The organism is Pseudomonas sp. GW823-FHT02E01, from assembly GCF_058797535.1.
In genome coordinates, this window is record NZ_JBXAJS010000002.1 from 1 (window position 1) to 20290 (window position 20290).

At 58.6% G+C, this 20290-nt stretch carries 25 protein-coding genes; 15 read left to right on the forward strand and 10 right to left on the reverse strand.

Annotation, left to right across the window (positions count from 1 at the left end):
• From AC1RDQ_RS03715 to AC1RDQ_RS03750, 8 genes are all read left to right on the forward strand, one after another.
• Positions 1-68 (forward strand): hypothetical protein (locus tag AC1RDQ_RS03715; RefSeq protein ID WP_371047206.1); only part of this gene is annotated, 68 nt, incomplete at its 5' end.
• A gap of 213 nt (positions 69-281) precedes the next feature.
• Positions 282-1775, forward strand: a complete 1494-nt coding sequence (gene scpC / locus AC1RDQ_RS03720) for a succinyl-CoA:acetate CoA-transferase ScpC (RefSeq protein ID WP_223501721.1) — start codon at positions 282-284, stop codon at positions 1773-1775.
• Between the two features lie 319 nt (positions 1776-2094).
• Entirely contained in the window at positions 2095-2310 is a 216-nt protein-coding gene (locus tag AC1RDQ_RS03725) for a DUF1127 domain-containing protein (RefSeq protein ID WP_008018491.1), read from the forward strand.
• Between the two features lie 258 nt (positions 2311-2568).
• Complete coding sequence (locus AC1RDQ_RS03730) at positions 2569-2778, forward strand: DUF1127 domain-containing protein (RefSeq protein WP_223501719.1); 210 nt, start codon at positions 2569-2571, stop codon at positions 2776-2778.
• A gap of 142 nt (positions 2779-2920) precedes the next feature.
• On the forward strand, positions 2921-3241 hold the full coding sequence (locus tag AC1RDQ_RS03735) for a DUF2388 domain-containing protein (RefSeq protein ID WP_057712572.1): 321 nt from the start codon (positions 2921-2923) through the stop codon (positions 3239-3241).
• Between the two features lie 108 nt (positions 3242-3349).
• Entirely contained in the window at positions 3350-3667 is a 318-nt protein-coding gene (locus tag AC1RDQ_RS03740) for a DUF2388 domain-containing protein (RefSeq protein ID WP_492586404.1), read from the forward strand.
• A 28-nt stretch (positions 3668-3695) separates the two neighbouring features.
• Positions 3696-4016, forward strand: a complete 321-nt coding sequence (locus AC1RDQ_RS03745; RefSeq protein WP_057712574.1) for a DUF2388 domain-containing protein — start codon at positions 3696-3698, stop codon at positions 4014-4016.
• Positions 4013-5974: a DUF7844 domain-containing protein gene (locus AC1RDQ_RS03750; protein ID WP_057712575.1), complete on the forward strand. Its 1962-nt coding sequence runs from the start codon at positions 4013-4015 to the stop codon at positions 5972-5974. The genes AC1RDQ_RS03745 and AC1RDQ_RS03750 overlap by 4 nt, the downstream gene beginning before the upstream one ends.
• Before the next feature lie 153 nt (positions 5975-6127).
• Here AC1RDQ_RS03750 and trpA read toward each other — a convergent pair whose 3' ends face one another.
• Together trpA and trpB are read right to left on the reverse strand one after the other, a co-directional pair.
• A complete protein-coding gene (gene trpA / locus AC1RDQ_RS03755) occupies positions 6128-6940 on the reverse strand; it encodes a tryptophan synthase subunit alpha (RefSeq protein ID WP_015092933.1) in 813 nt (270 codons plus the stop codon).
• The gene (gene trpB, locus AC1RDQ_RS03760) at positions 6940-8160 is read right to left on the reverse strand and encodes a tryptophan synthase subunit beta (RefSeq protein WP_008002146.1); all 1221 of its coding nucleotides are present in this window, start codon (positions 8158-8160) and stop codon (positions 6940-6942) included. Before trpB ends, trpA begins: the two co-directional genes overlap by 1 nt.
• A 124-nt stretch (positions 8161-8284) precedes the next feature.
• On the opposite strand from trpB, the gene AC1RDQ_RS03765 reads away from it, so the two are divergent.
• On the forward strand, positions 8285-9178 hold the full coding sequence (locus AC1RDQ_RS03765; RefSeq protein WP_492586406.1) for a LysR family transcriptional regulator: 894 nt from the start codon (positions 8285-8287) through the stop codon (positions 9176-9178).
• On the opposite strand, the gene AC1RDQ_RS03770 is transcribed toward AC1RDQ_RS03765, so the two are convergent.
• Positions 9175-9498: an ElaB/YgaM/YqjD family protein gene (locus tag AC1RDQ_RS03770; RefSeq protein WP_150812634.1), complete on the reverse strand. Its 324-nt coding sequence runs from the start codon at positions 9496-9498 to the stop codon at positions 9175-9177. The two genes, AC1RDQ_RS03765 and AC1RDQ_RS03770, sit on opposite strands and share 4 nt — an antisense overlap.
• A gap of 157 nt (positions 9499-9655) precedes the next feature.
• Here AC1RDQ_RS03770 and AC1RDQ_RS03775 point away from each other — a divergent pair, with 157 nt between their 5' ends.
• Positions 9656-9871: a dodecin gene (locus tag AC1RDQ_RS03775; protein ID WP_057712579.1), complete on the forward strand. Its 216-nt coding sequence runs from the start codon at positions 9656-9658 to the stop codon at positions 9869-9871.
• Between the two features lie 121 nt (positions 9872-9992).
• Positions 9993-10214: a DUF1161 domain-containing protein gene (locus tag AC1RDQ_RS03780; protein WP_008045869.1), complete on the forward strand. Its 222-nt coding sequence runs from the start codon at positions 9993-9995 to the stop codon at positions 10212-10214.
• Between the two features lie 66 nt (positions 10215-10280).
• On the opposite strand, the gene AC1RDQ_RS03785 is transcribed toward AC1RDQ_RS03780, so the two are convergent.
• The gene (locus AC1RDQ_RS03785) at positions 10281-11282 is read right to left on the reverse strand and encodes an LLM class flavin-dependent oxidoreductase (protein WP_150812635.1); all 1002 of its coding nucleotides are present in this window, start codon (positions 11280-11282) and stop codon (positions 10281-10283) included.
• Positions 11283-11521: 239 nt separating this feature from the next.
• On the opposite strand from AC1RDQ_RS03785, the gene AC1RDQ_RS03790 reads away from it, so the two are divergent.
• Positions 11522-11953, forward strand: a complete 432-nt coding sequence (locus AC1RDQ_RS03790; RefSeq protein WP_090452349.1) for an OsmC family protein — start codon at positions 11522-11524, stop codon at positions 11951-11953.
• A gap of 179 nt (positions 11954-12132) precedes the next feature.
• A complete protein-coding gene (locus tag AC1RDQ_RS03795) occupies positions 12133-12366 on the forward strand; it encodes a DUF1161 domain-containing protein (RefSeq protein WP_057712581.1) in 234 nt (77 codons plus the stop codon).
• A gap of 4 nt (positions 12367-12370) precedes the next feature.
• On the opposite strand, the gene AC1RDQ_RS03800 is transcribed toward AC1RDQ_RS03795, so the two are convergent.
• Complete coding sequence (locus AC1RDQ_RS03800; RefSeq protein WP_057712582.1) at positions 12371-12790, reverse strand: PA0061/PA0062 family lipoprotein; 420 nt, start codon at positions 12788-12790, stop codon at positions 12371-12373.
• A gap of 40 nt (positions 12791-12830) precedes the next feature.
• Positions 12831-13253 (reverse strand): PA0061/PA0062 family lipoprotein, encoded by a 423-nt coding sequence (locus tag AC1RDQ_RS03805; protein WP_090452343.1) that lies wholly within the window; start codon positions 13251-13253, stop codon positions 12831-12833.
• 59 nt (positions 13254-13312) lie between these two features.
• Here AC1RDQ_RS03805 and AC1RDQ_RS03810 point away from each other — a divergent pair, with 59 nt between their 5' ends.
• On the forward strand, positions 13313-14410 hold the full coding sequence (locus AC1RDQ_RS03810; RefSeq protein ID WP_150812636.1) for an aminopeptidase: 1098 nt from the start codon (positions 13313-13315) through the stop codon (positions 14408-14410).
• Here AC1RDQ_RS03810 and AC1RDQ_RS03815 read toward each other — a convergent pair.
• The 4 genes from AC1RDQ_RS03815 to AC1RDQ_RS03830 all read right to left on the reverse strand — a co-directional run bounded on the left by AC1RDQ_RS03815 (position 14392) and on the right by AC1RDQ_RS03830 (position 18503).
• Positions 14392-15621, reverse strand: a complete 1230-nt coding sequence (locus tag AC1RDQ_RS03815) for a nucleoside recognition domain-containing protein (RefSeq protein WP_057712585.1) — start codon at positions 15619-15621, stop codon at positions 14392-14394. The genes AC1RDQ_RS03810 and AC1RDQ_RS03815 overlap by 19 nt on opposite strands.
• Positions 15622-15809: 188 nt before the next feature.
• Positions 15810-17141: a glutamate/aspartate:proton symporter GltP gene (gene gltP, locus AC1RDQ_RS03820; RefSeq protein WP_057712586.1), complete on the reverse strand. Its 1332-nt coding sequence runs from the start codon at positions 17139-17141 to the stop codon at positions 15810-15812.
• Between the two features lie 838 nt (positions 17142-17979).
• Positions 17980-18144, reverse strand: a complete 165-nt coding sequence (locus AC1RDQ_RS03825; RefSeq protein WP_090452337.1) for a DUF1328 domain-containing protein — start codon at positions 18142-18144, stop codon at positions 17980-17982.
• A gap of 71 nt (positions 18145-18215) precedes the next feature.
• Entirely contained in the window at positions 18216-18503 is a 288-nt protein-coding gene (locus AC1RDQ_RS03830; protein WP_057712587.1) for a hypothetical protein, read from the reverse strand.
• A 437-nt stretch (positions 18504-18940) separates the two neighbouring features.
• Between AC1RDQ_RS03830 and algB the strand changes: the two genes are divergently transcribed.
• On the forward strand, positions 18941-20287 hold the full coding sequence (gene algB, locus AC1RDQ_RS03835) for a sigma-54-dependent response regulator transcription factor AlgB (protein WP_057712588.1): 1347 nt from the start codon (positions 18941-18943) through the stop codon (positions 20285-20287).
• The last annotated feature ends 3 nt before the right edge of the window (positions 20288-20290 follow it).

The window sequence follows — 20290 nt, forward strand, 5'->3', positions numbered from 1 at the left end:
ACAAGACCATGATGGTGTTCGGCGACGCTAAAAAGGTCATCGAAGACATGGTCAAAGCCGTCGAGTAACCCTCTGCGGCACACGGAACGCCCCGACTCGTCGGGGCGTTTTTGTTTGCGCAAATCGTCGGACAAACTATCCTTTTGTTACCGATCCGGTAACGGTGTTTTGCTTGAAAGGCCCGGAATAGACGCCTCGATTGCGACCTTGGTAGCGGGACAGAAGCCAGCGCAATTCACTAGACTGCACGTCCTGCTACCTGTTACCCGAGATAACAATCCATGTACCGTGACCGTATTCGCCTGCCTTCGTTGTTGGACAAAGTGATGAGCGCTGCCGACGCTGCCGCTCTGATTGAGGACGGCATGACCGTCGGCATGAGTGGCTTTACTCGCGCAGGCGAAGCCAAGGCCGTTCCCCAGGCGCTGGCCGAGCGTGCCAAGGTCACGCCGCTCAAGATCAGCCTGATGACCGGCGCAAGCCTGGGCAACGACCTCGACAAGCAGTTGACCGAAGCTGGCGTGCTGTCGCGGCGCATGCCGTTTCAGGTCGACAGCACTCTGCGCAAGGCGATCAATGCCGGCGAAGTCATGTTCATCGACCAGCACTTGTCGGAAACCGTGGAGCAATTGCGCAACCAGCAATTGAAGCTGCCGGACATTGCCGTGATTGAAGCCGTGGCGATCACCGAGCAAGGGCATATCGTGCCAACCACCTCGGTCGGCAACTCGGCCAGCTTCGCGATTTTCGCCAAGCACGTGATCGTCGAAATCAACATGGCGCACAACCCGAATCTCGAAGGTCTGCACGACATCTACATTCCGACCTACCGTCCGACCCGTACACCGATTCCGCTGGTCAAGGTCGACGATCGCATTGGCAGCACCGCCATCCCGATTCCACCGGAAAAAATCGTCGCCATCGTGGTCACCAACCAGGCTGACTCGCCCTCCACTGTGCTGGCGCCGGACGTCGAGACCCAAGCCATTGCCGACCACCTGATCGACTTCTTCAAACAGGAAGTGGCAGCAGGGCGCATGACCAACAAGCTCGGCCCGCTACAAGCCGGTATCGGCACCATCGCCAACTCGGTGATGTGTGGCCTGATCGACTCGCCGTTCGAAGACCTGACAATGTATTCCGAGGTGCTGCAGGACTCGACCTTCGACCTGATCGACGCGGGCAAGCTGAGTTTTGCCTCGGGCAGTTCGATCACCCTGTCGAGCCGGCGCAATGCCGACGTGTTCGGCAATCTGGAGCGCTACAAGGACAAACTGGTTCTGCGTCCGCAGGAGATCTCCAACCACCCTGAAGTCGTGCGTCGCCTTGGCATCATCGGCATCAACACGGCACTGGAGTTCGACATCTATGGCAACGTCAACTCCACTCACGTCTGCGGCACGCGGATGATGAACGGCATCGGCGGCTCGGGCGACTTCGCGCGCAACGCGCACCTGTCCGTGTTCGTGACCAAGTCGATCGCCAAGGGCGGTGCGATCTCCAGCGTGGTGCCGATGGTCAGCCATGTTGACCACACCGAACATGACGTCGACATCCTCGTGACCGAAGTGGGCCTGGCGGACTTGCGAGGCCTGGCGCCTCGGGAGCGTGCCCGGGTCATCATCGACAAGTGCGTGCACCCGGATTACCGCCAGGCGCTGAATGATTACTTCACCACCGCGTGCGCCATCGGCGGGCACACCCCGCACATACTGCGTGATGCCCTGAGCTGGCACATCAACCTGGAAGAAACCGGGCAAATGCTGAACAAGTAATTGGTACAGATAGCAGCTGACGCAAACACAGTTTCGTCAGCTTGCTCTTGCTGCTTCACATTATGGAAAAAACTGTACTACTGTACCGGTCATTTCCTAAGGAAAATTCCTACCTCGTCGAGTCAAAACAGCAATTTTGCACCTTAACAGTGCAGACAGGTACAGTTGCCTCAAATTCGACCAGTACACCCCCTATAAACAGTTAACTGAGCTCGCACAATACAGGTGAACTGTATCTACAGAGACTAGGCAAACGAGAGGATCATGGGCACCAGTTAAGCCACTACCTAATCCCGCCATAAGCGGAAGGATGAAAACCATGGAACGTACACTCAGTTCCGAACTGTTCTTCGAAGACACCGCTGCAAAAACCCAGGCTTCCCTGCCTCTGCGCGTTATCGCCAACTTGATGCTGTGGCAGCGCCGCATCACCAGCCGCCATCAATTGGCTCGTCTGGATTCGCGCCTGCTGGCTGACGCCGGGATTAGCGAAGCACAACGCTACGAAGAGCTGAGCAAGCCGTTCTGGCGCTAAGTTAGCGTCGCTGGCTCTGACCTGAAGGTCCACCGCCAGCAACCCGAATTGAAAAAACAAAACCCGTCGTGGGAAGCCACGACGGGTTTTGTCGTTTTGGCCTGTCAAATCCGCTTTTACAGTAGGGAACCCTGAACACCAGTACAGTTTGCAAAAACTACAAACTGAATGAGTACAATATCGTCGCAGTGTGTCTGCAACGGAGATTCGACCGGTGTCAGCATGGAGCCCTCCACTTATCAGGACAGGGAACGCGCCATGAGTTCTTTACAGGATGTTTCGACCCCATCATTTCGATCAAGACCTTGCCTGCACTGGGTCAGAGATCTGCTGACAGGATTCTTCGCTAGCCTGGAAAGGGCGAGAACACGACGTTTACTGGCTCAACTCGATGATCGTCAGCTATCGGATCTTGGCATCAGCCACGCTGAGCGCATCAATGAACTGGATAAACCGTTCTGGCGCTGACTGCCTGTTTGCATGACGGGCTGTTCGAACTGACACACTCAGGCCTAATATCAAGTCAGAACGTGGCGAGCGCCAAGCGCCTGGCGTCTGACTTTGCAGACACTGCGCCATTTTTCAACTGGTTTACCCAAAGGAGTTACCCATGTCCCGTCTCCGCCTGCTCAGCGCTGCAGCCCTGTTTGCCGTGGCAGCCAATGCCAGCGCAACCAGCTTCATCGTGACCACCGACGCTGTAGTTAACGCGCTCAAAGCCACATCCGATGCGACCTCCGACGTCATATCGTCGTCCTTCAAGGATGACAAGATCGTCCTCGCGGCCCGTGATGACGCCGCCAGTTTCGTCGCCAGCGAAGGTTCCATTCGCGGAGTGAAACTGGAAAGCGCCATCGACCACATTCACCGCCAGGCGCCACAGCTGAACGCAACCGACGCACAACTGGCGCAGGCGATCCTGACGATCTAAACGACTGCACAAGGCATGGGGCACGCCCGACGTGCCCCAATGTTTCGGCGCTGGCTCTAGAACGGGCCTTGCGCTAGCCTTGGGACTCACTCTCAACTGTCGAGTCTCATGCGTTTTCCTTCAAGTTTCTTGATCGCTCCAGCCTTTCTTACCCTTGGTTACTGCGGATCGGCCCACGCTTATGACGCCTTCAACCTGTCCACCCAAGGCATCGTCGCCAGCGGTTACGCCACAAGTTTGGTGACCTCCGCCCCCTTCGACCATAAACTGCTGCTCGCTGCCCATGATGACGCCGCGGCATTCATTGCCAGTGACGGCCAACTGAGAGGCGCACGATTGGAGTCGGCCTTGCGGTATCTGCGTCGACCCCAGGCAAAACTTCATGCCAACGACCTTGAACTGGCACAAGCAATTCTCGTCCAATAGTTATCCCTGTTTTTTCTGGAGTCATTCCATGCGTAACCCGCTGATTGCTGCCACCTTAGGTCTGCTGCTGTTGGCCGATGTGGCCCAGGCACATACTCTGGTTGCCACCAGTAATATTCTGATCCGTGCTACCCAGCGCACCCTCGATTTCACCTCCGACACCACCACGTCCATTCGCGATTCGAAAATCGTGCGCGAAGCCCAGGACGATGCCGCCAGTTTCGTTGCCAGCAATGGCGACATTCGTGGCGCTCACCTGGAATCCGCCTTCGATTTACTGCGTACCCGTGTGCCGGAAGCTCGTGACGCCAGTGACCAGGATCTCGCCGAAGCCATCCTCGCACTGTGAAGCGTCAAGGTGCCTGGCTGCTGGCCGGGGCCATGTTGCTGCTCGGCAACACGGCCCACGCTGGCCTTCAATTACAGCTCAAGACCGAAGGTCTGACTCCCGCGCAACAGCAAGCCAGCCAGGCGTTGCTCGATGAAGCCATGCAGGCACTGCCGCCACGCTTTATCGAGCAACTCGATCGACGGATCGACGTCGACTGGACGGATGACATGCCGGGCAACGCCTACGGTCAGGCGTCACTGGTGTCCGAACTCGATCTGAACCGCAACCTGCTGGCCAGCCTCACCGATGGCAGCGCCGCGACCAAGAAAACCCTTCGCCCCCATGGCACCGTGCGCCGGGAAATGCTGGCCACGGTGGTGCACGAGCTGACTCACATCTACGATCGCTCGCGCCTGTGGCCGGATGCCGAACGCAAGCTGATTCAGCGCTGCACCCAGCGCAACAACAGCTCAGGGCTGGTTGGCATTCCCGACCAATGCCGGGGCCAGTCCGATCGGCGTTTTACCCTCAGTGACGATCCGCGTCTGCTCGACCTCGCCGGCTGGCAGCAATACGTAGGCCGTCGCGGTGAACGCGAACAGCACAATCGCCAGATTGCCCGCAGCCCGGACATCTACGAGACCAGCAGTCCAAAGGAGTTCGTCGCGGTCAACATGGAGTATTTCCTCCTCGACCCGAGCTACGCCTGCCGCCGTCCCTCGCTGTATCGCTACTACCAGGAACATTTCGGCTGGGCGCCTGCCGCCAAAGACACCTGTAGCAAGACCTTCGCGTTCCTCAATGCCGGCAGCGACTTCGCCAAGACACCTTTGGGCCAGGTCGATCCGGAGCGAGTCTATGCCGTTGACTATCTGCTGGCCGAGGCCAACCAGAACCTGTTCAGCCGCTGGGGTCACAGCATGTTGCGCCTGGTGATCTGCGCGCCAGGCCGACCACGCGGACCGGATTGCCGATTGGATCTGGACCAGCATCTGGTGCTGTCTTACCGCGCCTTCGTCGGCGACGTGCAGCTGTCGAGCTGGGATGGCCTGGTCGGTAAATACCCGTCGCGACTGTTTATCCTGCCGCTATCCCAGGTCATCGACGAATACACCAAGACCGAACTGCGCAGCCTGGCCTCCGTGCCCCTGAACCTGTCGCGCAGAGAGATTGAAGACGTGGTCGGACGTGCCGCCGAGATGCACTGGAGCTACGACGGCAACTACTTCTTCCTGTCGAACAACTGCGCGGTAGAAGAGCTGAAGTTACTGCGTGGCGGCACCAATAACCCGCAATTGGTGGGACTCGACAACATCATGCCCAACGGTTTGCTCGAAGTGCTGAAGGGCCGCGGACTGGCGGACGCCAGTGTGCTGGACGACCCACGAGAAGCCTTGCGCCTGGGTTATCGTTTCGACTCCTTTCGCGAGCGTTATCAGGCGATGTTCGAGATCCTGAAAAAGCACTTGCCGATCAAACAGGAAACCGTCGAAGACTGGCTCGAATTGAAAGCGGCAGAGCGTCGGCAATGGTTCGAGCAGGCCGATTTGCGCACCAGCGCGGCGTTGTTGCTATTGGAACAAGCCAGCTTCCGTCAGCAGTTGCTGCTGGCCCAGGATGAAGTGAAGCAGCGCTATCTTGGCGCCCGAGAACTAAAGAATGGCGGCATGGACAAGGCCAACGAGACGCTCAAGGACATTCTGGCCAACAGTGGTTTCCTCAGCCGACCGGCAGAACTGCTGGGCACCAAGGGTTATGGCCTGCCGCAACCGAGCGAGTGGGAGCATCTGGAATCGGAAAGCAGCCAGCGCCAGAAGCAGCTTCTGGCGCTGTCCGGGGATCTGGACAAGGAAGTGAGGGCATTGCTTGAACCGGGCCGCGCCGCCGAAATGGCCGCCAACGAGGCCAACGTGAAGCAGATTGGTGAACACCTGCGCAAACTGCACAAGGCATCAGGCGGGATAGAGTTACCTTGATACCGTAACTTGTGGGAACGAGCTCGCTCCCACAAGAATTACAGCGTTTAGCCACACATAGCAAAAAGGGCTTCAGAACTCAGTCCTGAAGCCCTTTTTGCTGTTCAGCCTGTGCCGCGCGGCTCTAATTCCACTGTCTCAGGCACTTTACCTTCAGCTGACGCGGGCCTTACGCACGCCTTCGGCCAACGCTGAGCACAGGCTCAACACGCCATCCACGGCTTGTTCCGGGGAGGTGGCATTGGCGATGTGATCGATCAACGCCGAGCCCACTACAACACCGTCGGCCAGACGCGCGATGGACGCCGCCTGTTCCGGAGTCCGGATACCGAAACCGATGCTGATAGGCAGGTCGGTATGGCGACGCAGACGGGCGACCGCTTCCTCGACGTGTTCCAGCGTGGCAGCGCCGGCGCCGGTCACACCGGCCACCGATACGTAGTAGACGAAGCCGGAGCTGCCGTTGAGAACGGTCGGCAGGCGCACATCGTCGGTGGTTGGCGTGGTCAGGCGAATGAAGTCCAGGCCCGCGGCCTGCGCCGGGTCGCACAGTTCGCCATTATGCTCTGGCGGCAGGTCGACCACGATCAGGCCGTCAACGCCGGCTTCCTTGGCTTCGGCGATGAAGCGCGGTACGCCGTACATGTGGATCGGGTTGAAGTACCCCATCAGCACCAGCGGTGTTTCGTTGTTGTCCTGGCGGAACTCGCGAACCATTTGCAGGGTTTTCGCGAGATTCTGCTTGGCACCCAACGCACGGATGTTGGCGAGCTGGATTGCCGGGCCGTCAGCCATCGGATCGGTGAAGGGCATGCCCAGCTCGATCACATCGGCGCCAGCCGCCGGCAAGCCCTTGAGGATAGCCAGGGACGTGTCATAGCCCGGGTCGCCGGCGGTCACGAAGGTCACCAGGGCGGCACGGTTTTGTTCCTTGAGTTCGGCAAAACGCGTTTGCAGGCGGCTCATCAGTGTTTCTCCTGCTTTGATTGTTCCATGTGGTGCATCACGGTCTGCATGTCTTTGTCGCCACGGCCGGACAGGTTGACCACCATCAGGTGATCCTTTGGCAAGGTCGGGGCGCGCTTGAATACTTCAGCCAGGGCATGGGCGCTTTCCAGGGCAGGGATGATCCCTTCCAGGCGGCAGCACTGGTGGAACGCAGCGAGGGCTTCGTCGTCGGTCACCGAGGTGTACTGAACGCGGCCGATGTCATGCAACCAGGCGTGTTCCGGGCCGATGCCCGGGTAGTCCAGGCCGGCGGAGATCGAGTGGGCATCGATGATCTGGCCATCGTCGTCCTGCAGAAGGAACGTACGATTGCCGTGCAGGACGCCTGGAACGCCGCCATTGAGGCTGGCCGCATGCTTGCCGGTCTCGATGCCGTAGCCGGCGGCTTCAACGCCGATGATCTCGACACTCTTGTCGTCGAGGAACGGGTGGAACAGGCCCATGGCGTTGGAACCACCGCCGATGCACGCCACCAGGCTGTCCGGCAGGCGACCTTCCTGGGCTTGCAGCTGCTCGCGGGTCTCCTTGCCGATTACGGCCTGGAAATCGCGAACCATCGCCGGGTAAGGGTGCGGACCAGCCACGGTACCGATCAGGTAGAAAGTGCTGTCGACGTTGGTCACCCAGTCACGCAGGGCTTCGTTCATCGCATCTTTCAGCGTGCCGGTACCAGCTACCACCGGAATCACTTCGGCACCCAGCAGCTTCATGCGGAACACGTTGGCCTGCTGACGCTCGATGTCAGTGGTGCCCATGTAGATCACGCAATCCAGACCGAAACGCGCAGCAACAGTGGCCGTGGCCACACCGTGCATGCCGGCGCCGGTCTCGGCGATGATGCGCTTCTTGCCCATGCGCCGCGCCAGCAGGATCTGGCCGATGCAGTTGTTGATCTTGTGCGCGCCGGTGTGGTTCAGCTCTTCACGCTTGAGGTAGATCTTCGCGCCGCCGCAGAACTCGGTCAGACGCTCGGCGAAGTACAGCGGGCTTGGACGTCCGACGTAGTCGCGCTGGAAGTAGGCCAGTTCTTCCTTGAATGCAGGATCTTCCTTGGCCAACTCATATTCGCGGGCCAGGTCGAGGATCAACGGCATCAGGGTTTCGGCAACGTAGCGGCCGCCGAACGCGCCAAACAGGCCGTTGGCATCAGGGCCGTTGCGCAGATTAGTCTGGGTCATGGGGCGCTCCAGTTGAATGCATGAAGTGATGCATAAAGAGATAGTGGGCTTCACTCTACCCCTGACGCCTCGGCCTGAAAACCGATAAGATCGCCACAACCTGTCAGGAAAACTCACAGATCAAATGAGCCATGACCTTCCTCCGCTGAACGCGCTTCGCGCCTTCGAAGCCACTGCCCGCTTGAACAGCGTCAGTCAGGCGGCCGAACAGCTGCACGTCACCCACGGCGCAGTCAGTCGGCAACTCAAGTTACTTGAAGAACACCTCGGCGTAAGCCTGTTCATCAAGGACGGTCGCGGCCTGAAACTCACAGATGCCGGGTTGCGCCTGCGTGACGCCAGCAGCGAAGCCTTCGAGCGCCTGCGCAGCGTTTGCGCCGAACTCACACAAAGCTCCGCCGATGCGCCATTCGTGCTCGGTTGCTCTGGAAGTCTGCTGGCGCGCTGGTTCATCCCAAGACTGGGGAGACTCAATGCCGACCTGCCGGACTTGCGCTTGCACCTGTCGGCCGGAGAAGGCGATCTGGATCCGCGAAGACCGGGGCTGGATGCCTTGCTGGTATTTGCCGAGCCACCCTGGCCGGCGGACATGCAGGTTTTTGAGCTGGCCAGCGAACGTATCGGCCCGGTCATGAGCCCGCGGTTCGCCGGCTATGAACGGCTCAAGAAGGCGCCGGAAACTGCACTGCTGAACGAACCCTTGCTGCACACCACGTCACGCCCGCAAGCCTGGCCGAACTGGGCGCAACCACGCGGGCTCGACGCCAGGGCGCTGAAGTACGGTCAGGGATTTGAACATTTGTATTACTTGCTGGAAGCCGCCGTCGCAGGTCTGGGCGTGGCGATTGCCCCCGAACCCTTGGTGACGGAGGACTTGAAGGCCGGCCGCCTGGTTGCGCCTTGGGGCTTCAGTGAAACCCCGGCGCAACTGGCGTTGTGGCTACCCAAGCGCGCCGCGGACGGGCGCGCCCGGCAACTGGCGCAGTGGCTCAAGAACGAGCTGCGTCGCGCGGATTAATCACGCTTGCACAACAGATAAGCGGCCAGCAAGCCTAATGCACCCACGGCGACACCAGCTGTTGTCCAAGGATGTTCCTGGGCGTAGTCCCGGGTGGCAATCCCGGTTTCACGGGTTTTGACCTTGACCTCTTCATAGGCATCGCCAAGCAAATGGCGCGAGTGCTTCAAGGCATTCTCGGCGTTGCTTTTCAAGGTCTTGAGGGTTTTACGCGACTCGTCCGAGGCGTCGTCTTTCAGGCTTTCCAAAGACTTGAGCAGACTCTCGATCTCGGCTTCCATGCTTTGCAATGAGGCTTTGCGTAACGAGTTGTTGGCCATGGTGGCTCTCCTGCATTGGTGATGAGTGGCGTGTGTTGGTTGGGACTTCATGGGTTCGAGAAAGTGCAGAAAATCTGAACTTCACCCTCAGAACGACCAACAGAAGAAATAGGAAAAATCACTGCTAGTCTGTAATTCACACGCCGAGGAGAACGCCATGTCTGACCATCACACCTACAAGAAAATCGAGCTGATCGGCTCGTCCACCAGCAGTATCGAAGATGCGATCAACAACGCGCTGGCCGAAGCCAGCAAAAGCATCAAGTACATGGAATGGTTTGAAGTGACCGAGACCCGTGGGCACATAAGGGACGGCAAGGCTGCGCACTTTCAAGTGACCTTGAAAGTCGGGTTCCGGATTGCCAGCAGCTGACTTTGGGCTAGTCTTCTGAACTTGCACGCCGGTCGAATGCCATAGGGAATGGCAAAGCACTACATGAGTGCGTCCGGCTGACGGCTGGTTACCCCTATGATCCGACCAGGGAATGCAACCGATGAAGAAGTTTATGTTGGCAGTAGGTTTGTTGAGCCTTGCGGGGAGCGCGTTGGCGGGCGGCAAGCCATGCGAAGAACTGAAAGCCGAAATCGCAGCGAAACTTGATGCCAAGGGCGTTTCCGGTTACTCGCTGGAGATTGTCGACAAAGGTGCCGCTGCCGGCGGGAAAGTTGTTGGCAAATGCGAAGCGGGTGCCAAAGTGATCGTCTATAAAAAGTAGGCAGAATTCCGCCTGAAAAAAAGCCGACACCACGGTGTCGGCTTTTTTACGCCTGCCGTTTGAGTATCAGCCTCGCATGACCTGCGCCAGCAACTCGTAGGAATGCACGCGATCCGAATGTTCGTACAGGTCACAGGTGAAAATCAGCTCGTCAGCCTGGGTCTGTTCGATCAGGACCTCGAGTTTGGCGCGGATTTTCTGCGGGCTGCCGATCATCGCCAGGCCAAGGAAGTCGTGCACGGCATCTTTCTCATGGGGCAGCCACAGGCCGTCCATGGTCTTCACCGGTGGACGCTGTACCAGGCTTTGGCCACGCATCAGGGCGAGAATCCGCTGAAACACCGAGGTCGCCAGGAAATCGGCCTGCTCGTCGGTATCGGCTGCCACCAATGGTACGCCGAGCATCACGTAGGGCTTGTCCAAAACGGCTGACGGCTTGAAGTGATTTCGGTAGACCCGAATCGCTTCATGCATGTAGCGCGGTGCGAAATGCGATGCGAAGGCGTAGGGCAAACCGCGCTCACCGGCCAGTTGCGCACTGAACAGGCTCGATCCCAACAACCAGACCGGCACATTGGTCCCGGTCCCCGGCATGGCGATGATGCGTTGGTCCGGGGTACGTGGCCCAAGGTAGCGCACCAGTTCCGCCACGTCTTCCGGGAAGTCGTCGGCGCTGCCGGAGCGTTCGCGGCGCAGCGCACGTGCGGTCATCTGGTCGGAACCGGGGGCACGCCCCAGGCCCAGATCGATCCGGCCCGGATAAAGGCTTTCCAGGGTGCCGAACTGTTCGGCGATCACCAACGGTGCGTGGTTGGGCAACATTACCCCGCCCGAACCGACTCGAATGGTCGACGTGCCACCGGCCAGGTACCCAAGTAGCACCGAAGTCGCGGAGCTGGCGATGCCATCCATGTTGTGGTGCTCAGCCACCCAGAAGCGGTTGTAACCGAACTTCTCGACATGCTGCGCCAGGTCCAGCGAGTTGCGCAGCGATTGGGCCGCGCTGCCGTTCTCGCGCACGGGCACCAGATCGAGGGTCGAGAACTTGATATCGGACAGTCGTTTCATAAACCTGCTTCTCCAATTGAGGGCGCAGGTTTGTTCTTGCGAACGCAAACCTGCCGAATCCAAAAGCGTATTCATGCAATGTGGGCATATACCCGAGTTTCAATAGCCCAGTAAAAAATCCCGCGAAAAAAGCAGACTGATCGGGCGAGATGAACTTTGCGCCACTGTCTATCCTCACAACCCTGGCAAGTGAAAACCACGAAGGCGCGACGTTTCGCGCCAATCTTGAGGAGACAGGCATGGCTATCGTTAAGAAAGCATCGGCCCATTGGGAAGGTGATCTGAAAACCGGCATCGGCTCGATTTCCACAGAAACCGGCGTGCTCCGGGAAGCTCCCTATGGCTTCAAGGCGCGCTTCGAGGGCGGCCGGGGCACCAACCCGGAAGAGTTGATCGGCGCGGCCCACGCCGGCTGTTTCTCCATGGCGTTTTCCATGATTCTCGGTGATGCCGGCCTGAAGGCCGATAGCATCGACACCCAGGCAGAAGTCACTCTGGATCAAGTGGACGGCGGTTTTGCGATCACCGCAGTGAAATTGATTCTGAAAGCGAAAATCCCCGGGGCGACGCAGGCGCAGTTCGAAGAACTCAGCAACAAGGCCAAAGAGGGTTGCCCGGTATCCAAAGTGTTGAATGCGAAGATCAGCCTGGAGGCAACATTGGTCGGCTAGATTTTAATTGAAACGAAAAGATCGCAGCCTTGCGCAACCTGCCGGGATTATTTGGCAAAAGGTGCTCAAGGCTGCGATCTTTTTTGCGTCGCGACAGACTCGCCCGCTAAAACTGTGGTCGAATAAATGACAGCAGCGAAAACCACGATTGTGCGTGCTGCCTCAAAGGAGCTTCAACCATGAAACGTTTTGCCTTGGCGGTTATCTGTTGCGCACTGGCCACTTCGGCCTTGGCGGCACCGAAACCCTGCGAAGAGCTCAAGGCCGAGATCGAAGCCAAGATCCAGGCCAGCGGCGTATCTTCCTACACGCTTGAAATCGTCACCAACGACGAGGTCCATGACCAGAACATGGTTGTGGGTTCGTGCGAAAACGGCACCAAGAAAATCATCTACCAGAAAAACGACCGCTGACCGCTCACATCAGGCAGTAGGATTCCCGGTCTTCAGCAACGATTTCGCGCTTGGCATTGTACAGCCGGGCACCGGGGGTAAAGGCGATGGAACGGCCTTCGAGCACATAACGCTGACCGGCTTCGAAATGATCGTAATTGATGGTCAGGTAGCACAGCCGTTCCGAGGGGCCGCCCATCATCCCCAATCCGCCACCAGGTACTTCAAAGTCGAAACGCACGATCAGTTCATGGCTTCCCGGCGTGACCTCGAAAAAACGCCCGTCGCGCAGGCGTTGTTTATCCAGTCGTTCGGCCATCAACAACTTGTCGTTAGGGAAGGGCGTCGAGAATTCGACCCAGGCCATCTGTGGATTGGGTGTCGGCATCGGGCTTTGGCAGCCCGCGACAACACCGACGGCGAGTAACAGCATCAACCTGCGCATGATGGATGTCCCAAGGGATATGCATCCAGCATAACGCCGATCAGGTGTGTTGACAGCCTGCCGGTGTGCCTTGGCCAATCACTTTGCGCTGTTGATCGTAGAGTTTCGCCCAAGGCCGAAAACCGATGTTCCCCGCCTGCAGTTGATAACGCTCACCCGCGTTGAAGTCGCTGAATTTCACGCTCAACTGACAATCGCGCCACAACGGCTCGGCGTCCGGGCCGATATTGGTGGGCTGGACTGCGAATTGGTAGCGGACCGTCAACTCATGGCTACCGGGATGAACCTGGAAATAGCGTTTATCGTCAGTGATTTTGTCATCGACCTCCAGCGCCTGCAGCGCCGTATCTTCCTGCTTCGAATCAAGGTCGATCCAGGCTTGCGCAGGATCATGGCGGGGTATTCCGAAACCAGCACAGCCGGCCAGCATCAGCAGGCCTCCTGACAGTATCAACATGCGCATAGCGGAGCTCCAGTCTGGCGGGATAGTCTTGTGGAAAGACTCTCCAAGGAAGAATTATTGTGATCAGGCCGCTTCCTAGCCTTGGGTTACTTGATCGCGTTTTTCGCGTTTTGTTTCCGAGCCTGCTGTTTTTGTTGCTCAACGGTTGCACCAGCACCAGCTATTACAGCCAACTGGCCAGCGGCCAACTGCAGTTGCTGCGGGCGAGGGAGCCTGTTTCCAGCGTGATTGCCGACCCGGCGCGCGATCAAAAACTGCGTACACACCTGGAGCAATCGCAAAAGGCCCGAACCTTCGCCAGCCAGCAATTGCACCTGCCGGACAACCAGAGCTACCGCCTGTACGCGGACATTGGGCGCCCCTTCGTCGTCTGGAATGTCTTCGCCACACCGGAATTTTCCCTCAAGCCCGTAAACCACTGCTTCCCCATCGCCGGTTGTGTTGCTTATCGCGGTTACTACAGCCAGAGCGCAGCCCGCGGCGAAGCGGCCTTGCAACGCTTGCAAGGCATGGACGTGTCGATTGGCGGCGTCGAGGCCTATTCGACACTTGGCTGGTTCAACGACCCGATCATCAGTTCGATGATGGGCTGGGGGGATGAGCGACTGGCCACGCTGATCTTTCACGAGCTCGCCCATCAGCGTTTCTATGTGAAGGACGACACGGAGTTCAACGAATCCTTCGCCACCTTCGTCGAGCAGGAAGGTACTCGCCAATGGCGCGCCTACCGCCACATGCCACCGGATAACAATGCGCAGGCACGTCAGCGCGACCAGTTCACTGAGCTGGTACTCAAGACCCGCACCCGACTGGAAAAGCTCTACACCTTGCCGTTGCCAACCGAACAGATGCGCCAGCGCAAGGCGGCCGAGTTCGAACGCTTGCGCAGCGAATACCGGCAGTTGCGTGACAGTCAGTGGGCCGCAGACAAACGCTACGACGCGTGGATTCATGCCCCCATGAACAACGCCCGGTTATTGCCGTTTGGTTTGTACGACCAATGGGTGCCGGCTTTTGCCGCGCTGTTCCATCAGGAGGGTGGCGACTGGCTCAGATTTTACACCGCCGTGGAAAAGCTCGGCGCCTTGCCGACGGGCGAGCGCAAGGCCGCGCTGAAAGTGTTGGCTGGCGGGGCCGATCAACCAAAGAACCAGTAGCAAACCCCGATAGCCCCCAGCACCCCGGCAAGCTCCGCCAGCAATGCGCAGCCAACCGCATGGCGTGCGCGCTGGATGCCCACGGCACCGAAGTACACCGCCAGCACATAGAACGTCGTTTCGGTACTGCCCTGGATTGTTGCTGCCACCAGCGCCGGGAAGCTGTCCACGCCCGAGGTCTTCATGGTTTCAATCAGCATCGCCCGGGCGGCGCTTCCCGAGAAGGGTTTGACCATCGCCGTCGGCAGCGCATCGACGAAACGCGTGTCCCAACCGGCCCATTCCACCAGATGCCGGATCCCGTCCAGACCGAAGTCCAGTGCCCCGGATGCCCGCAGGACACCCACCGCGCAGAGCATCGCCACCAGGTAGGGCAGCAAGTTCTTGGCGACATCGAAACCCTCTTTGGCACCTTCAACGAAGGCCTCGTAGACCTTCACTTGGCGCAGCGCGCCGATCACTAAAAACAGCATGATCAGGCCAAACAGCGTCAGGTTGCCGAGGATCGATGACAGGCCGGCCAGAGCGGTCGCCGAAAGGGTCGCCAGCAACGCCATGAAGCCACCGAGGGCTAGGGCGCCGGGGATCAGGTAGGCCAGCACAACGGGGTCCCAGACGCGCAGGCGCTGCATGAACGCCACCGACAGGAAGCCGACAATGGTCGAGCAACTGGTCGCCAGCAGGATCGGCAGGAACACCAGCGTCGGGTCCGGCGCACCTTGCTGGGCGCGATACATGAAGATGGTCACCGGCAGCAGGGTCAGCGAGGAGGCGTTGAGCACCAGGAACAGGATCTGTGCATTGCTGGCGACGGTAGCGCTGGGATTGAGTTCCTGCAGTGCCTTCATGGCCTTGAGGCCGATCGGCGTGGCGGCGTTGTCCAGGCCCAAGCCGTTGGCCGCGAAGTTAAGGGTGATCAGGCCGATGGCTGGATGACCCGGCGGGACTTCAGGCATCAGGCGCAAAAACAGTGGCCCCAGGGCCCTTGCCAGCCATTCGACGATCCCGGCTTTCTCGGCGATGCGCAGAAAACCCAGCCAGAGGGTGAGGGTGCCGAACAGCAGCACCATGACTTCGACCGACAGCTTGGCCATGGCAAAAATGCTTTCCACCATCGCCGCGAATATCCCGGCGTTGCCACCGATCAGCCACTGGGCCAGCGCCGATACAGCTGCCACGATGAAGAAGCCAAGCCACAGGCCATTGAGCATCAGTCAAATCCCCCCAAAAGATCCGCGAATGATAGCGGGGTAGCCAGAAACGACAAACCCCGGATTTCTCCGGGGTTTGTTGTAGGAGCGAGCTTGCTCGCGATGGACGTCAATGATGATGCGGGCATTCTGGATAAGCCCGGTGCCCTGCCGCCATCGCGAGCAAGCTCGCTCCCACAGGTTTTGCATCAATTGCTGGAGGTTTCACCCGCCGGCAGTTTTTCCTTGCTGCGCCAGTGCGGCAGGGAGTTCCAGTAGCGCTGGCCCTTGGCGTCGTCGTACATGCCTTCCCAACGAGCGATAACCAGAACGGCCAGAGCGTTGCCGATCACGTTCAGTGCGGTACGAGCCATGTCCATGACGCGGTCGACACCAGCGATGAACGCCAGGCCTTCCAGAGGAATACCGACGCTGCCCAGGGTGGCCAGCAGTACCACGAAGGACACACCCGGTACGCCGGCGATGCCTTTGGAGGTGACCATCAACGTCAGTACCAGCAGCAGTTGCTGGCTGATCGACAGGTCGATGCCATACAGCTGGGCAATGAAGATCGCCGCGATGCTTTGGTACAGGGTCGAACCGTCGAGGTTGAACGAGTAACCGGTCGGCACCACGAAACTGCAAATGGCTTTCGGCGCGCCGTAGGCTTCCATCTTCTCGATCACGCGCGGCAGCACGGTTTCGGAGCTGGCGGTGGAGTAGGCCAGTACCAGTTCATCCTTGAAGATGCGCATCAGCTTGATCACCGAGAAGCCGAACAGGCGAGCGATCAGACCCAGGATTACGAAAGCGAAGAAGGCGATGGCGACGTAAACCAGGATCACCAGCTTGGCCAGCGGTATCAGCGACGCGAAGCCGAAGTTGGCAACGGTCACCGCGATCAGTGCGAACACGCCGATCGGGGCGTAGTTCATGATCATGTGAGTGACCTTGAACATGCTTTCCGATACGCCCTGGAACATCTTCACCAGCGGCTCGCGCAGGTCCGCCTGCAGGCTCGACAAACCGAGACCGAACAAAACAGAGAAGAAGATGATCGGCAGCATTTCGCCGCGAACCATGGCCGCGAAGATGTTCGACGGGATCAGGTTGAGGATGGTTTCGATGAACGCATGTTCATGCTGAACCTCGGCCGCCGTGGCCTGGTACTTGGAAATGTCCACAGTGCCCAGGGTGCTCATGTCGATGCCGGCACCCGGATGGAACAGGTTGGCCAGCAGCAGGCCGACCACGATGGCGATGGTGGTGACGATTTCGAAGTAGATGATGGTCTTGAAGCCGATGCGCCCCAGCTTCTTGGCGTCACCGACGCCGGCAATGCCGACGATCAAAGAGGAAATGACGATCGGGATCACGATCATCTTGATCAGACGGATAAAGATATCGCCTGCCGGTTGCAGGACGTTGCTGATCCACCAGGCTTTTTCGGCACTGAAATGGTTGAGCAGCGCACCGATTGCAATCCCCAATACCAGACCGATGAGGATCTGCCAGGCGAGGCTAAGCTTTGCCTTCTTCATATCTTTACCCTTACTTGTTGTTTGACTCAGGGAGATGCGCGAACTGGAACGCTTGTGGCGAAAAAGTCCAGTGCATCTGCCCCCCGTATAAGGTGCCCCGGAACGCGTGTTTACGGCTCTCTGGCAGGCGAAAAAAGGCGCAACTATTCCGATGCAAGGAAGCGCCGTCTAATGCCGTAAACGCCTACCCCATGCCGAATCGGCATGAGGTTTTTTTACCGAAACGCGCGTCCCAACCGGTTCGAATACGACATTTCGGCAGGCATAAGTGCCGTGAACCGGCCATCACAGAGCAGATTGAGTATTTTTCGAGCAGTGGCCGAGCGTTGATTTTTCAGCAAAATCGCGCAGGACGAAGGGAAAAATCGCGGCCAAAGAAAGGTGATTTTTCTCGATATACGGTCGCAGATGAAACACCGGGAAAAGTATTTTCCGACGTAACACGGACAAGGACGGGATAACACTGATGAAATCGAGACGAGCGCTCTATTTCAATGTGTTGCTTGATCAAGCCCTTGGCAAGTCCGTCGAGCCTTGGCGGTCCGACGAACTTGCGCAGCAGCTTTTCCTGACCCGGCCCTTGCGCAGGTACTCCCTGTACCCGTAGGTCACTCCGCCCCTGAAACAGGCAGAACGTCCCGACCCCTTGGTCATGCGCCGGCCTTCCTCAGGTGGCGCAGGTGGAAAGAGGCGCTGTGGCCTCCTTCGTGTACAAATTCTGTCCGGTCAACAAGCCTGCATGGGCAGGTCAGGCATATCGGGGAAACGCCAGCCCGCATGCCATGGCACTACCGCCCAACAGCTGGGCGGCTGCCAAGTCTTGAACAACCCTCTCATATCAGCCTCGACCGCGACGGCCCAAGAAGAAGGAGACAATGAACATCACCAGGAACACGACAAACAAAATCTTGGCGATACCCGTGGCGGTGCCCGCGATACCACCGAAGCCCAGTACAGCAGCGATGATGGCGATGATCAGGAATGTGATTGCCCAGCTCAACATGGTGATTCTCCTTACGCTTCTGTTTAAAGGTGCTGCGTTTCCCGGCGCATGGGGTGCGGCGGAAGTTTTGCCTAGAACACCCAACGCTCTTGATGACGTATCTCACCCACAGGCCCGGCCTGGTCGACATCCATCATGCGCATCGGGGGGCTATCGGCCTGACCGCTGCTGACAGCGCTGAAATGGGTTTGGGTCGGATGCGGAATCGACAAGCGTGGCGCTTCCGGCTGCTGGCTCTGCTCCCAGCGCAGAAACTGCTGGCCGCCGATCAGGGTGATCAACAGTGCCAGAACGGCAAACAACCCTTGCTGGATAGACACAGGCGAGAGGTGCAGGTGGGCGGCACGTTGACGGTTCATCCTGGAGCTCCTACCACTGGGGTCGGTATTCGATTGCGGGCGTTTGTTTTTGAATGCCCTGGTTAACCAGACAATTGCAGCCTGCATGCCAGCTTTTATTTTGAATAATTTCTTTTTATATCAATGCTTTATGAGCATAAAAAAATTCACTTCGCACGCATCCTGCACGATGCCTCTTGTTCAGTCGTGCGTATTGCACGATTGGTTTGAAGGAAGACGTAAATTTTTTGAATTGAGAGAAGGGCGAGGATGTCAGAAATACACGCTGGCCTTTGCAGGAAACCGGGCATCCATTTAAGACCCACGAAATTAGCCGGCTAAGCGATACATGGGATGAAAGCTACCCTGCCATGACAGGAATGGCTCAGAATCAATCATGCAACTTGCCCGATTTCTCCGAGACTAAATAACGATCATTCATTAAGGAGCGTAGGAAAATGGAGTCCGCCACTGAGCATCAAGGCCGCATTCTGCTGGTGGATGACGAATCCGCCATCCTGCGTACTTTCCGTTATTGCCTCGAAGACGAAGGCTACAGCGTGGCCACCGCCACCAGCGCCGCGCAGGCAGAAGCCCTGTTGCAACGGCAGGTCTTCGACCTGTGCTTCCTCGACTTGCGCCTGGGTGAAGACAACGGCCTCGATGTGCTGGCCCAGATGCGTATCCAGGCGCCCTGGATGCGGGTGGTGATCGTCACTGCGCACTCTGCCGTCGACACGGCGGTGGATGCGATTCAGGCTGGCGCCGCCGACTATCTGGTCAAACCGTGCAGCCCCGATCAATTGCGGCTGGCAACCGCCAAGCAACTGGAAGTGCGGCAATTGTCGGCGCGACTGGAAGCCCTGGAAGGCGAGGTACGCAAGCCCATGGATGGTCTGGACTCCCACAGCCCGGCCATGAAAGTGGTACTCGAAACCGCCCGCCAGGTTGCCACGACCGATGCCAATATCCTGATTCTGGGTGAATCCGGTACCGGCAAGGGCGAACTGTCCCAAGCCATTCACGGCTGGAGCAAACGCGCGAAGAAATCCTGCGTCACGATCAACTGCCCGTCGCTGACCGCCGAGCTCATGGAAAGCGAACTCTTCGGCCACAGCCGCGGCGCCTTCACCGGCGCCAGCGAAAGCACCTTGGGCCGAGTCAACCAAGCTGACGGCGGAACGCTGTTTCTCGACGAGATCGGCGACTTTCCCCTGACATTGCAGCCGAAGTTGCTGCGCTTTATTCAGGACAAGGAATATGAGCGCGTCGGTGATCCGGTGACCCGCCGTGCCGATGTGCGCATCCTTGCGGCCACCAACCTCAACCTTGAGGACATGGTGCGCGACGGTCGTTTCCGTGAAGACCTGCTCTATCGCCTGAATGTCATTACCTTGCACCTGCCACCGCTACGCGAACGCCGCGAAGATATTCTCAACCTGGCCGACCGTTTCCTGGCACGCTTCGTCAAGGAGTACGCCCGTCCCGCGCGCGTCTTCAGCGACGAGGCCCGGGAAGCACTGCTGGGCTATCGCTGGCCGGGCAACATCCGTGAACTGCGCAACGTGATCGAACGGGCGAGCATCATCTGTCCGCAGGAGCGGGTCGAGATCAGTCATCTGGGCATGGCTGAAACCCCGGTCAACAATGCGCCGCGCATCGGCGCGGCACTGAGCCTGGATGAGCTGGAGAAGGCCCACATCGGCGCGGTCCTCGCCACCGCCGACACCCTGGATCAAGCGGCGAAAACCCTGGGCATCGACGCCTCGACGCTGTACCGCAAACGCAAGCAGTACAACTTGTGAGCA